Origin of the sequence: Nocardia carnea (genome assembly GCF_029868855.1) — a bacterium.
In the GTDB taxonomy this organism is placed as follows: domain Bacteria; phylum Actinomycetota; class Actinomycetes; order Mycobacteriales; family Mycobacteriaceae; genus Nocardia; species Nocardia carnea_A.
The window spans coordinates 1-13,332 of sequence record NZ_JARWOV010000295.1; the positions used below are offsets into that span (position 1 = coordinate 1).

The 13,332-nt window shown below is 66.8% G+C and carries 15 protein-coding genes and 1 pseudogene; 3 read left to right on the forward strand and 13 right to left on the reverse strand.

Features of this window, described 5'->3' with window-relative positions; genetic code table 11:
• Both QH195_RS30555 and QH195_RS30560 read right to left on the reverse strand, forming a co-directional pair.
• On the reverse strand, positions 1 to 471 hold a 471-nt coding region (locus QH195_RS30555; protein ID WP_280437932.1), incomplete at its 3' end, for a YbaB/EbfC family nucleoid-associated protein.
• 19 nt (positions 472 to 490) lie between these two features.
• Positions 491 to 811 (reverse strand): hypothetical protein, encoded by a 321-nt coding sequence (locus QH195_RS30560; protein WP_280422186.1) that lies wholly within the window; start codon positions 809 to 811, stop codon positions 491 to 493.
• Between the two features lie 407 nt (positions 812 to 1,218).
• On the opposite strand from QH195_RS30560, the gene dtd reads away from it, so the two are divergent.
• A complete protein-coding gene (gene dtd / locus QH195_RS30565) occupies positions 1,219 to 1,662 on the forward strand; it encodes a D-aminoacyl-tRNA deacylase (RefSeq protein WP_280422187.1) in 444 nt (147 codons plus the stop codon).
• A gap of 852 nt (positions 1,663 to 2,514) precedes the next feature.
• On the opposite strand, the gene map is transcribed toward dtd, so the two are convergent.
• The 11 genes and pseudogenes from map to QH195_RS30620 form a co-directional block, all read right to left on the reverse strand.
• Positions 2,515 to 3,324, reverse strand: a complete 810-nt coding sequence (gene map / locus QH195_RS30570; RefSeq protein ID WP_280437933.1) for a type I methionyl aminopeptidase — start codon at positions 3,322 to 3,324, stop codon at positions 2,515 to 2,517.
• A gap of 44 nt (positions 3,325 to 3,368) precedes the next feature.
• On the reverse strand, positions 3,369 to 3,929 hold the full coding sequence (locus QH195_RS30575) for an adenylate kinase (RefSeq protein ID WP_280422189.1): 561 nt from the start codon (positions 3,927 to 3,929) through the stop codon (positions 3,369 to 3,371).
• A complete protein-coding gene (gene secY / locus QH195_RS30580; protein WP_280422190.1) occupies positions 3,926 to 5,251 on the reverse strand; it encodes a preprotein translocase subunit SecY in 1,326 nt (441 codons plus the stop codon). Before secY ends, QH195_RS30575 begins: the two co-directional genes overlap by 4 nt.
• 235 nt (positions 5,252 to 5,486) lie before the next feature.
• On the reverse strand, positions 5,487 to 5,930 hold the full coding sequence (gene rplO / locus QH195_RS30585; protein WP_195055354.1) for a 50S ribosomal protein L15: 444 nt from the start codon (positions 5,928 to 5,930) through the stop codon (positions 5,487 to 5,489).
• Between the two features lies 1 nt (position 5,931).
• A complete protein-coding gene (rpmD, locus tag QH195_RS30590) occupies positions 5,932 to 6,111 on the reverse strand; it encodes a 50S ribosomal protein L30 (RefSeq protein ID WP_195055355.1) in 180 nt (59 codons plus the stop codon).
• A gap of 1 nt (position 6,112) precedes the next feature.
• On the reverse strand, positions 6,113 to 6,757 hold the full coding sequence (gene rpsE, locus QH195_RS30595; RefSeq protein ID WP_280422191.1) for a 30S ribosomal protein S5: 645 nt from the start codon (positions 6,755 to 6,757) through the stop codon (positions 6,113 to 6,115).
• Between the two features lie 46 nt (positions 6,758 to 6,803).
• The gene (gene rplR, locus QH195_RS30600; RefSeq protein WP_280422192.1) at positions 6,804 to 7,211 is read right to left on the reverse strand and encodes a 50S ribosomal protein L18; all 408 of its coding nucleotides are present in this window, start codon (positions 7,209 to 7,211) and stop codon (positions 6,804 to 6,806) included.
• A gap of 2 nt (positions 7,212 to 7,213) precedes the next feature.
• Positions 7,214 to 7,750, reverse strand: a complete 537-nt coding sequence (gene rplF / locus QH195_RS30605) for a 50S ribosomal protein L6 (RefSeq protein ID WP_280422193.1) — start codon at positions 7,748 to 7,750, stop codon at positions 7,214 to 7,216.
• A 13-nt stretch (positions 7,751 to 7,763) separates the two neighbouring features.
• Positions 7,764 to 8,162, reverse strand: coding sequence for a 30S ribosomal protein S8 (gene rpsH / locus QH195_RS30610; RefSeq protein ID WP_062977139.1), 399 nt, complete (start codon positions 8,160 to 8,162; stop codon positions 7,764 to 7,766).
• A gap of 327 nt (positions 8,163 to 8,489) precedes the next feature.
• Positions 8,490 to 9,515, reverse strand: a complete 1,026-nt coding sequence (locus QH195_RS30615; protein WP_280437936.1) for an MSCRAMM family protein — start codon at positions 9,513 to 9,515, stop codon at positions 8,490 to 8,492.
• A 24-nt stretch (positions 9,516 to 9,539) separates the two neighbouring features.
• Positions 9,540 to 10,970 (reverse strand): annotated as a pseudogene (locus tag QH195_RS30620) (MFS transporter); the annotation flags it as partial.
• A 217-nt stretch (positions 10,971 to 11,187) separates the two neighbouring features.
• On the opposite strand from QH195_RS30620, the gene QH195_RS30625 reads away from it, so the two are divergent.
• Both QH195_RS30625 and QH195_RS30630 read left to right on the forward strand, forming a co-directional pair.
• Complete coding sequence (locus QH195_RS30625; RefSeq protein WP_280437934.1) at positions 11,188 to 12,318, forward strand: alkaline phosphatase family protein; 1,131 nt, start codon at positions 11,188 to 11,190, stop codon at positions 12,316 to 12,318.
• A gap of 113 nt (positions 12,319 to 12,431) precedes the next feature.
• On the forward strand, positions 12,432 to 13,067 hold the full coding sequence (locus QH195_RS30630; protein WP_432278339.1) for an MBL fold metallo-hydrolase: 636 nt from the start codon (positions 12,432 to 12,434) through the stop codon (positions 13,065 to 13,067).
• The last annotated feature ends 265 nt before the right edge of the window (positions 13,068 to 13,332 follow it).

The window sequence follows — 13,332 nt, forward strand, 5'->3', positions numbered from 1 at the left end:
CCGCCCGCCCCCCCCCCCCCCCCCCCCCCCCCCCCCCCCCCCCCCCCCCGGCGCGCCCCCGGGGCCCGCCCGGCGCCCCCCCCCCCCCCCCCCCCCGGGAACCACGCCCGGTATCTCCATCTCTTCGATTCCCTCCACGAGATCGGAGAGTTTGGGCATCCGGGCCTTCTGGGTTTCCAGCGGCGCCATCAGGTCGGTGGTCTTCTCCGCGATCTCTTTACACGCGCCCTGCGTCGCCTCGACGATCGCCTTCGCGATCTCCGAATAGCTCAATTCGTCGATATCGTCGGCGAATTTCACGTCGATCACCGTATTGTCGGCGTTCACCGTGACACGGACCTTCTTGCCGCGGGCCGCACCCGTGGCGGTGAGTTCGGCGCGCTGCTGCTGGATCCGGGCGATGGTGCGCATCTGCTCCCGCACACCGCCCATGATCGCGGCAAAATCGGCTTTGGCTTGTTCGTTGGTCATCGTCGCGCGGATACCTCGATCAGCGCAGGCCGTCGCGGTTGCCGTCTTCCATATCCTGCAGGTAATCGGCGCTCTCGACCTGACCCTCGTAGAAGGAGTTCATGGTGCCGGAGACGTTCTTCGCGCTGTCGATGAGGTTTTTCTTACCCGCCGCGTAACCGTCGTTGTTCTGGCCGTTGAGGAAGCTGTTGCCGAGCGTGTCGTTACCCCACGGTTCACCGCGACCGTTGATACCGGCAGTGAGGGTGTCGATCACGCCGTTGACCCGATCGCGCACGCCGCCTGTACGTTCCGCGGCAGCCCGGAACGCTTCGTCGTTGTAGTCGACCCTGTCGCCCATCGCGTCCACTCCTCCCGCGGTGCCGAGCCACCCCGCACCGTCGTCACTGTTCGAATCGACGATGGCAGCCGGGAGCGAACCCCCCGTGATGGAGGCGTGAACAGCAGCTTTCCCACGGTTTGCGAACAAGGAATACGTCCGCACACAAAAACTTCCGTGCGGCCGCGTGCTATCGGCATCAGATGTACCGGCAGGAGAGAATCAAGCGTCACCTTAACCTGCCGGATCGTTCTGCTGCGCGGCGCTTCTCGCCACCAGTGGGAACTACGGGTTGGCCCGCCCGGCGCCCTCGTGATCACACCCGCTGCCACTGCCACCCGACAGACAGTGCTTCCACCGGCCACGCCGGCAACTCGGTACCCCGTCCCGACGCGGAAGTTTCGCGAGACAAGGCATGATCGACCGATATGCGAGCCCTGATACAGCGTGTGACCTCGGCACAGGTGCGGGTGGACGGCGAGCTCACCGGCCGGATCGACCCGATGGACCAGGGAGTCCCGCATGGGTTACTGGCCCTTATCGGGGTTACCCACACCGACACCGCGGACATCGCCCGCGCCATGGCCGAAAAGATCTGGCGCCTGCGGATTCTCGCGGACGAGCGCAGCGCCGCGGATCTGTCCGCACCGGTGCTCGTGGTCAGCCAGTTCACCCTCTACGCGGATACCCGCAAAGGCCGTCGGCCGAGCTGGTCGGCCGCCGCGCCGGGCCGGCTCGCGGAACCCCTCGTGGAAACGGTCGCCGAGCAACTCCGCCGGCTGGGAGCCACGGTCGCCGGCGGCCGCTTCGGCGCACATATGGAGGTGGAACTCACCAACGACGGGCCGGTGACGCTGATGCTGGAACTCTGACGTCGCCGGCGCGCGCCGTCCGGGCGTCGAACCATCGGCCTGCCACGCCGCACCTGCGCCGTGACAGACCGATTCCTCAACGGCCGGGCGGGTTCTGATACCCCCGGTATTGCGGGTTCGGCGCATAAGGCTGCGGTGGTACACCGCCGGCCTGCTGTGGCGGCACTCCGCTGTACTGCTGCGGTGCTCCTCCGAGCGGCTGCGGTGGGATCCCGTACTGTCCGGCCGGTGCCCCGTACGACTGGGGCGGATTCGCCTGCTGCGCGAACCCACCGGGCGGCCCCGGTGACTGAACCTCCGGCCGCATAGGTGATCTCGGCGCCGCAGCCTGTTGTAGCCGCCGCGCCTTCCACCACGCGATGACGGCAATTGCCACGATTACCAACACGATGAAGGTGATCACCCAACCCCAGTGGATATCACCCCCGTCCCCACCACCGCCACCACGGCTGCGAGCCAGCAGTTCGCCGCCCGCGGCAAGAACGACGCCGCTCCCGGGCACGGATGATCCGGTGAGCAGATTTGCGTAGAGCACGAGAAAACACCCCGATCTGTTTCGTACGCCTCCTCCAGACGCACGGGGCCCCACGCTAGTGCGACGCTACCGCTCTCGCACACACGACATTTACCGCAAAACCGGCATTCCGACGGCGCGCGGTGGAACAGTCTTCACCGATTCGCGTATCAGCGGGGTCAACAGCGGGCGACCAGAATGCCTACGAGCCCTCGGCCACCCATTCGTCTCACGGCGCTCCGCATTCGTCGCCGAGTTCCGCCACGATCTCCTCGGACGAGCGCACTCGGTTTCCTGCCGGCAAACCACCATGGGCATCGCAGGCTGCGATACCGTTCCTACCCGGAGTCGGAAGGGCGCAATGTCAGGATGCGGGGGCCGTCCTCGGTGACCGCGACCGTGTGCTCCCAGTGCGCGGCGCGCGAACCGTCGGTGGTCACCACGGTCCAGTCGTCTTCGAGAACCTTCGTATCCGAGGTGCCCAGCGTGAGCATCGGCTCGATCGCGAGCACCGAGCCGACCACCAGCCGCGGGCCTTTACCCGGCTGACCCTCGTTGGGCAGGAACGGGTCGAGGTGCATTTCGCGGCCGATACCGTGCCCGCCGTAACCGTCGACGATTCCGTAGGCCCGGCCGTGTTCGGCTTCCGCGGCCCGCGTCCCCAGCTCGATCGCATGCGAGACATCGGTGAGCCGGTTGTCCGGCACCATTGCCGCAATCCCCGCGACCATCGATTTCTCGGTTGCCTCGCTCAGCATCCGATCGGCCTCGGATAGCTCGCCGACACCGAACGTCCAGGCGGAATCGCCGTGCCAGCCGTCCAGGATCGCACCGCAATCGATGGACACCAGATCACCCGGCGCCAGCACCTCCGCGTCGGTCGGGATACCGTGCACCACGCGATCGTTCACCGAGGCACAGATCGATGCCGGAAAACCGTGATAACCCTTGAAAGACGGGACCGCACCCGCGTCCCGGATCACCTGTTCGGCGACCCGGTCCAGTTCGAGCGTGGAAACTCCGGGTGCCGCGGCGGCCCGGACCGCCACCAGTGCCCGGCCGACGATCGCACCCGCCGCCGCCATGGCATCGAGCTCCCCGGCGGTGCGGAACGGTACGACCTTCTTGTTCTTACGACCGAAGACCACGGCTCTCCCTCGTCGAAGGCTCGGCTCCGGGCCCCGGAACCGAGCTAACCGGTCGTGGCATTACGGCCCAGTGCCTCCAGGGCCCGCGCGTTGACCTCGTCGACCTCGCCGATTCCGTCCACCGAGACGACCAGACCGTCGTAGTAGTTCAGCAGCGGTTCGGTCTCGTCCCGGTAGACGCGCAGGCGGGTCCGGATGGTTTCCTCGTTGTCGTCGGAGCGACCACGCGAAAGCATCCGCTCGACCACGGTGTCCTCCGACACCACGAAGCACAGCACCGCGTCGAGCTGGTTACCCAGTTCGTCGAGGATCTTGGCCAGCGCATCGGCCTGGTCCACCGTGCGCGGGTATCCGTCGAGGACGAAACCGCGCGCGGCATCGGGTTCGGCGACCCGGGACCGCACCATACGGTTGGTCACATCGCTGGGCACCAGCTCGCCGGCGTCCATATAGCGCTTGGCCTCGAGACCGAGCGGTGTCTGCTCGCTGATATTCGCGCGGAAGAGGTCCCCGGTGGAGATATGCGGTACGCCCAGCTTTTCCGATAGCAGCACGGCTTGAGTGCCCTTGCCCGCTCCCGGCGGCCCGAGTAGTACAACTCTCACTTGAGGAACCCTTCGTAATTGCGATTCATGAGTTGGCTTTCGATCTGCTTCACAGTGTCCAGGCCGACGCTCACCATGATGAGCACGGCGGTACCACCGAACGGCAGATTCTGTACCCCGCCGGACGAGGAGCCCATATCGAGGAACACGTTCGGCAGGACGGCGACCAGGCCGAGATAGATGGAGCCGGGCAGGGTGATACGGCTCAGCACGTAGGTCAGATGGTCGGCCGTCGGCTTACCGGGGCGGTAGCCCGGGATGAAACCGCCGAACTTCTTCATTTCGTCCGCGCGTTCCTCCGGGTTGAAGGTGATCGCGACGTAGAAGTAGGTGAAGAAGACAATAAGGCCGAAGTAGATCGCGATGTACACCGGGTTGCTGGGGTTCACCAGGTACTTCTGGATGATCTCCTGCCACCAGCTGGGGTCCTCGGCGGTGTTGGACCCGGTGAGCTGGGCGATCAGGTTCGGCAGATACAGCAGCGAGGACGCGAAGATCACCGGGATGACACCGGCCTGGTTCACCTTCAGCGGCAGATAGGTCGACGAACCGCCGTACATCTTGCGGCCCACCACGCGCTTGGCGTACTGGACCGGGATCCGGCGCTGGCCCTGCTCCACGAAGATGACCGCCACGATGATGGCGAACGCGGCCACACACACCAGCGCGAACACGATATTGCCGCGGCTGTCGAGAATGTTCTTGCCCTCGGTGGGGATACGAGCGGCGATACCGGCGAAGATCAGCAGCGACATACCGTTGCCGACACCGCGTTCGGTGATCTGCTCGCCGAACCACATCACCAGGGCGGCGCCCGCGGTCATCACCAGCACGATGATGACCATGCCGAAGATACTGGTGTCGGCGAGAATATCCTGCTGACAGCCCTGGAGCAGCTGGCCGCGCGCGGCCAGCGCGACGAGACCCGTGGCCTGCAGAATCGCCAGCGCGATCGACAGATAGCGGGTGTACTGCGTCATCTTGGTCTGGCCGGCCTGGCCCTCTTTACGCAGTTCCTCGAACCGTGGGATGACCACGGTGAGCAGCTGGATGATGATGCTCGCTGTGATGTACGGCATGATGCCGATCGCGAACACCGACAGCTGGAGTAGCGCACCACCCGAGAAAAGGTTGATGAGCTGGTAGATCCCGGCGGATTCACCGCCGGAAACCAGGTCGATACACTCCTGGACCGCCCTGTAGTCGACGCCCGGCGAGGGCAGCGCGGCACCGGCGCGGTACAGCGCGACCAGCCCCAGCGTGAAGAGAATCTTCCGCCGCAAGTCCGAGGTCCGGAAGGCCGTAACGAAGGCGGAAAGCACAGATCCTCCTGGCGAACGACATGGTCAGGCCATGGAAATTTCAGCGTGTCCCGACTCGGAAATCGCCGAACCCATGACGGGTCTTGGCAGAACCACTTGAACTCTAACAGTGACGCCGGACGAGCCTGCACTCGTCCGGCGCCCCTGGGTTGAATAGCGGCTTCGCTACCCCTACGTGGTCACGCAAGCTACCGCCTCCGGGGCCGACGCGAAGCCGCGCGTCGAATGGCGAACGTCAGCCCAGTTCGGTGGCGGTACCACCGGCGGCGGCGATCTTCTCCTTGGCGGAGCCGGAGAACTTGTCCGCACTGACCTGCACGGCGACGGAGATCTCTCCCTCGCCGAGTACCTTCACCAGCTGGTTCTTGCGCACCGCGCCCTTGGCGACCAGCTCGTCCTTGCCGATGGTGCCGCCCTCGGGGAACAGCTCGGCAATGGTGCCCACATTCACAACCTGGTACTCGACCCGGAACGGGTTGGTGAAGCCCTTCAGCTTCGGCAGGCGCATGTGGATGGGCATCTGACCGCCCTCGAACGCGGCGGGCACGTTCTTGCGGGCCTTGGTGCCCTTGGTACCGCGGCCGGCGGTCTTACCCTTGGAGCCTTCACCGCGACCCACGCGGGTCTTGTCGGTTTTGGCACCGGGGGCCGGGCGCAGATGATGCAGTTTGATGGTCATGTCAGACCTCCTCAACAGTTACGAGGTGGCGCACGACATTGATCAGACCACGGTTCTGCGGGTTGTCCTCCCGGATCACCGACTTACGGATACCCCGCAGACCGAGGGTCCGCAGGCTGTCCCGCTGATTCTGCTTGGCGCCGATCGAGCTCTTGATCTGGGTCACCTTGAGATCTGCCATATCAGACTCCTTGTCCGGCACGGGCACGCAGCATGCCCGCGGGAGCGACGTCCTCGATCGGCAGACCGCGGCGAGCCGCGACCTCTTCCGGCCGCTGCAGCATCTTGAGTGCGGCGACGGTCGCGTGGACGACGTTGATCGCGTTGTCGCTACCGAGCGACTTGGCCAGGATGTCGTGGATGCCCGCGCATTCCAGTACGGCGCGCGCGGCGCCACCGGCGATCACACCGGTACCCGGGGAGGCCGGGCGCAGCATGACCACACCGGCCGCCGCTTCGCCCTGCACCGGATGGGTGATGGTGGAGCCGATCATCGGGACGCGGAAGAAGCCCTTACGCGCTTCCTCGACACCCTTCTGGATGGCCGCGGGAACTTCCTTGGCCTTGCCGTAGCCGACACCGACCAGGCCGTTGCCGTCACCCACGATGACCAGGGCGGTGAAGCTGAAGCGCCGGCCACCCTTGACGACCTTGGAGACACGGTTGATCGCTACGACGCGCTCGAGCTGATTCTTCTCGGCCGCATCGTTACGACGATCGCCGCGGCGGTCGCCGCCGCCCCTGCGATCGCCGCGACCGCCCTCGGGGGCGTTGGGGTTCTGTCCGGCGGGTCCGTTTCCGCCGTCACGCCGTTGACGTCCCGGCATCAGACGTTCCTTCCGTTCACGCTGGTATGTGCAGTGGTGTCGATCATCAGAACTTCAACCCGCCTTCCCGAGCGGCATCGGCGAGCGCCGCGATCCGGCCGTGGTAGTCGTGACCACCGCGGTCGAACACCACGGCCTCCACACCGGCGGCCTTGGCACGTTCGGCGATCAGTTCGCCGACCTTCTTGCCCTTGGCGGTCTTGTCGCCGTCCAGCGCCCGCACATCGGCCTCGATGGTCGAGGCCGAGGCCAGGGTACGACCGGCCGAATCGTCGATGAGCTGCACATGCAGATGCCGCGAGGAGCGGTGCACGATCAGCCGCGGCCGAACGCTGGTGCCCTCGATCTTCTTGCGCAGGCGGAAATGACGCCGCGTCTTGGAGAGCCGACGGCGGGTCGAAACATCCTTGCCCAGCGGAATGCGCTTGGACTTCTGGTTCTCGGTTTGCGCCATGATCACTTACCCGTCTTTCCGACCTTGCGGCGAACGACCTCGCCGGCGTAGCGGATGCCCTTGCCCTTGTACGGGTCGGGCTTGCGCAGGCCGTGGATAACCGCCGAAATCTGGCCGACCTTCTGCTTGTCGATCCCGGATACGGAGAATTTGGTGGGCGATTCCACCGCGAAGGTGATGCCCTCGGGCGCCTCGATCGGCACCGGATGGCTGTAGCCGAGGGCGAACTCGAGGTTGCTGCCCTTCTGCTGCACGCGGTAGCCGACGCCGAAGATTTCCATCTTCTTCTCGTAACCCTTGGTGACACCGGTGACCATATTGTCGATCAGGGTCCGGGTCAGGCCGTGCAGCGAGCGGTTGCGCCGCTCGTCGTCCGGGCGGGAAACCACCAGGCGGCCGTCTTCCTGCGCGACTTTGATCGGCTCGGAAACGGTCAGCGCGAGCTGACCCTTCGGGCCCTTCACGGCGACATCCTGGCCGTTGATGGTCACCTCGACACCCGAGGGGATCACGACGGGATCTTTGCCGATACGCGACATGTCCGTACCTCCCTTACCAGACGTAGGCGAGGACTTCCCCGCCTACTCCCTGCTGAGCCGCCTGACGGTCGGTGAGCAGACCGGTCGACGTGGAGATGATCGCCACGCCGAGGCCGCCCAGGACCTTGGGCAGGTTGGTGGATTTCGCGTACACGCGCAGACCCGGCTTCGAGACCCGGCGCAGGCCCTGCAGGCTGCGCTCCCGGCTGGGGCCGTACTTGAGGTCGACGACGAGGGCCTTGCCCACGGTCGCGTCCTCGGTGCGGTAGTCGGCGATATAGCCCTCACGCTTCAGGATCTCGGCGATATTCGCCTTGAGCTTCGAATGCGGAGCCTTCACCTGATCGTGGTACGCCGAGTTGGCGTTGCGCAGACGTGTCAGGAAGTCTGCGATCGGATCGGTCATGGTCATAGTTCGACCTCGACACCTTTCTCGCTGCGGTTCCCATACAACACCCGCGCCACGCGGGCGCAGGCCGTGGGCCTACAGCAATTCGGCTGGTCCGGACGGCAGTCACCGCCGGATGAGTTCGTATCGCCCTGGGGGCCCGCACGGGGCCACCCACGGGCACAGATGTGCCCTGGCAACCGGTCTAGTGTAGGAGCTGGCTCGGGTACGACAAAATCAGGGCCCCGGAATGGCACCCTGAACAGGTACTTCACCCAGGCACGGAGCACACAGGGCCCAGAAGCGGTTGCTCCGGGGCCCTGTTCTCGTTTCTGTACTCAGCGCATCAGCTCACCAGGAGCTCTTGTGCACCTCCGGCAGATCGTCGAACTGCTCGGTTTCCGTCTCGACCGGCCCGGCGGGTTCCTCTGCGCCGCCGGCACGCAGTTCCATATCGAAGCCCTCGACGTCTTGTTCCCCGACCCGCACCTGCGCGCTGGCCGGCGCGTAGCCGGTGGCGACGACGGTGTAGCTGCCCTCGGCGAGATTGCCGAAGGTATAGGAACCGTCCGCGTCCGTGGTGCGGCTCTCGATCACATTGCCCAGCGAATCGGTCAGGGTGACCAGCGCACCGGCCAGCGGACGCCCGCCGCCGTTGATCACACCGGTGACCCGCACCCCGGGCCGCAGCAACACCTCGACGCGTGCGGTGTCCCGACCGGTCACCTGCGCCGATACCGCGGTCGGGTGGTAGCCGAACGCGCTCACCGCGATGGTGAAATCGCCCTCCGGCAGGCCGGTGAGTTCGAACCGTCCGGTGGTATCGGACTCGCCTGCCGCCATGACCTCCCCGCGCAGATCCAGGGCGGTGATCATCGCGGCGGATACCGGGGTGCCGTCCCCGGCGCGCAGAACCGTACCTTCGAGACCGGTCAGCGCGCTGAGCGTGACGTCGTAGGACACCGGGTTGCTGCCGAGGACCGCGGTCGACGCATCCGGCCGCCGCCCCTCGGCGGAGGCGATCAGCACATACGACCCCGGCGCGGGAGCGGCCAGTTCGTAGAACCCGTCCGGCCCCGACCGGGCCCGGCCGAGTTGCCGGCCGGCGGGCGAGATCAAGGTGAGGGTCGCGCCGGCCACCGCGCCGCCGCGGGTATCGGATACCCGGCCGAACAGCACCGATCCGCTGCCCGACGGCTGCGGGGCGGGTTCGCTCTCGCCGTCGCGGGCCGCCGGGGTGTCGGGCGCGGGATGCCGCGGGCCCGCCGCGGCAACGCCGTCCCCGGCGACCGGTATCGCTGCCGCCGCGGCATCGTCGACCACCTGCTCCGCTTCGGCCGAGAGACCGGCGGGTGCGGCCGGGACCGCTTCGGCCACGGCGTGCGCTTCGACCTTCGCCTTGTCGGGCCGGGCGCTCGCGACCGCCGCCGCGGCGGCACGTTTGGCTGTCGGAATGGTGAGCGCGACCAGTGCGGCCGCCACGGCCACACCGCAGCCGATCAGGATGCCGACCCGGAAACCTTCCTCGGTGGGGACACTGGTCCCGCCGGCGAAGCTGACGCTCATCTGCGCCAGGACGGCGCCGATGGCAGCCGAGGCCACCGAGGTGCCGATCGAACGCATCAGAGTGTTGAAGCTGTTGGCGGCCGAGGTCTCGGTGATCGGCACCGAGCTCATGATCAGCGCGGGCATCGCGCCGTAGGCGAAACCGACCCCGAGGCTGATGATGATGGCGCCCAGCATCAGGCCCCATGCCTCGCCCATCAGCAGCACCGAGGCGCCGTAGCCGAGGGCAATGATCACCGAGCCGACGATCAAGGTGACCTTCGGGCCGGCGAGCGCGGACAGCTTCGCACTCAACGGCGAGGTGAGCATCATGGTCAGGCCGCCGGGCGCCATCCACAGGCCCATCGCGACCATCGACTGACCCAGGCCGTAGCCGGTGGCTTCGGGCAGCTGCAGCAGCTGCGGGAAGATCAGCGCCTGCGCGAACATCGCCATACCGATGACGATCGACGCGGCGTTGGTCAGCAGCACTCGCGGGCGCGCGGTCACCCGCAGATCGACCAGCGGATCACGCGAGCGCAGTTCCCACAGACCCCACAGCAGCAGTACGACCACCGCGGCGACGACCAGCGAGATGGTGGTGACGCTGGTCCAGCCCCAGCTCGCACCCTTGGAGACGGCGAGCAGCAGGCACACCAGTGCGGCGCCGAGGCCGAGCGCGCCCAGCACATCGAAGCGGCCGCGTTCGGCACGCGGCGGGGTCGCCGGAATCACCAGGAAGATCAACAGGCCGGCGATCGCGCCGAGCACGGCGATACCCCAGAACAGGTACTGCCAGCTGCTGTATTCGACCACTGCCGCGGCCAGCGGCATACCGAGAGCACCACCGACACCGAGGGAGGAACTGATCAGTGCGATACCGGATCCGAGTTTCGCCGGCGGCAGCAGATCGCGCAGGGCGGCGATACCGACCGGGATCAGGCCCACGCCCATACCCTGCAAACCGCGGCCGATCAGCATCGGCCACAACGACGTGGACAGGGCGCACAGCACCGAACCGATGACGAGCGGCACGACCGAGCCCACCAGGACCAGGCGTTTGCCGTACAGGTCGCCCAGCCGGCCGGCGACCGGCGTGGTCACCGCGCTGGCCAGCAGGCTCGCGGTCACCACCCAGGTCGCATTCGACGGGTCGGTGTTCAAGATCTCCGGCAGCTGCCCGAGCAACGGCATCACCAGGGTCTGCGTCAGTGACGCCACGATCCCAGCGAAGGCCAGCACCGCAAGTACCGCCGCGGGGCGGACAGCGGGTTCGGTTTTGGTCACGAGCTTGCTCCTCGCAAGAAAAGTTCAGTCGATGTGCATAATACACATAACATGCATGATGCAATCTAACCAATTCGGACACCCCTCCTCCCGGGTCGATCGAGCACCTCGGCACCGAGCGGATCGAGCGGCCTGCCGCTGAGTGCATTCGCGCGGCCCGCCACCGAGTCGATCGAGTCGCCCCGGCAACGCATCGAATCCGGCACCATATGAGGCGATGCCGTACACACTCGCCGATGTCCTGCCGTCCGTTGCCGCCTCGTTCGGAATCGACGGGCTCAACCCCCTGGGAATCGCACCCAACCGCGACGTAGTGGTGCTGCTGATCGACGGCCTGGGGTCCGAACTGCTCGCGCGCAACCGCGACCTCGCCCCCACCCTGGTGGCGCATACCGCCACCACGCTCACCGCGGGCTTTCCCGCGACCACCTCGTCCAGCCTCACCAGCCTTGCCCTCGGCGCCCCGTGCGCGACCCACGGCATCATCGGCTACAGCTTCGCCGTATCCGGCCCGGACGGTGTCCGCCTGTTCAATTCGCTGCGCTGGCGACTCGACGGCGCGACCGGGGCCGACGCCCGCGAATCCCACCCGCCCGAATCGGTACAGCCGGGTACCAGCCGACTCGAGGATCTCGCCGCCCACGGGGTCGAGGTGCACTATGTGACCCCGGCATACCAGCGGACTTCCGGCCTCACCCGCGCATCGTTCCGGGCACCGGGAACCCTGCACCCGGCGACAACCCTGGAGGAGGTACGCGCCGGAATCCGTGCGGTCGCCGACCATTCCGGCACGGGCTCGCGTTTCGCCTACGCGTATTTTCCCGATCTGGACGGCAACGGCCATCTGCACGGCCCCGAATCCCCGGAAGCACTCGCGGTGCTGCGCGAGATCGACACCTTCGCCGCCGATCTGCTCAGCGACCTCCCCGAGACCTGCACGCTGCTGGTCACCGGCGATCACGGAATGATCCACGCCGATACCGTCATCGATCTGGATTCCCGGCCGGGACTGCACGATGGGGTGCGCTTGATTGCCGGTGAGGCGCGCGTGCGCCATATCTACCTCCGCGACGCGAGCGCACTCGCCGACACGTTCGACCGGTGGACCGGCGAGCTGGCCGGCCACGCACGTGTCGTCACGCGCGAGCAGGCATTGGACGAGCACTGGTTCGGCCGTACACCGCCCACCCCGGTGATCGAGCACCGTATCGGGGATCTGCTGGCGGTGGCCGAAGGCGGCGCCGTGCTGGTGCGGCCGGAATCCGAACCACTGGAATCGGCGATGGTCGGCCACCACGGCGCCTGGACACCCGACGAACAATTGGTACCGCTCATTACATCTCGCTGAGATTTCCCCCCGGACCACGTCATTTCAGAACTTGACCTCAAGTTTTCTTCAGGTTTTACCGTCAGGTCATGCGACCCGAAACGATCCAGGAAACCGGCCCTACCGAACCGACCGTGCACCAGGTGACGCCCGATCTCTGGGAGACCCGCGAGTTCGTCGTTCCCGGCGGGCCACGAACCCACGCCTACCTGTGGACCCCGCCCACCGGACAGAACATCCTCTTCTACTCCCCCGGCAACGACCAGGACTTCGACCGGCTCGAACAACTCGGCGGGGTCGCCCGCCAGTATCTGAGCCACCAGGACGAAGCCGGACCGATGCTGCGCGCCGTGGCCGGGCGCTTCGGCAACCGCCTGTACGCCCCGGCCGCCGAAGCCGCCGAGATCGGAACCCACGCTCCGATCGATATCGCGGTATCCGAACGAGGCGTGGACGACGCGGGCGTGGAAGTGATTCCCACACCGGGTCATACACCGGGCAGCACCTGCTACCTGGTGACCGGCCACGACGGCCGCCGTTATCTGTTCACCGGCGATACGCTACTGCGCTATCCGGAGGGATGGCGCGTGGGATATATCCCGGGATACAGCGATCAAGACGGCCTGCTCGCAGCCCTGGACACGCTCGCCACCGTCCAGCCGGACCTGGTGGTGTCCAGTGCCTTCGTCGCCGGAGCACCGGGTTACCACCACATCGACCCGGACGCCTGGCAATCCCATCTCGACGAAGCACGGGCCGCGCTGTCCTGACTCCCCGGCTCCCCGCGGGGCGCCGCGGCGGCCCCCCCCCGGACGCGGGCGGGGCCGCAGCAAAAAAAAAAACGAGGCGTGATGGGGGCGCCCGCCCGCCGGGCCCCCCCCCCGCAGGTGATACACCCACCCGGACGCGTGCAAAGCCCTTCTCGCCTACCCCGGGCCCGCGCTGCCCTGACCCCCCGGCGCCCCGGGGGCCCCGCTCGACCCCCCCGTAGCGTGCGGTGCCCAGCTTCAACAGATCACAGGATGACGGTTACGG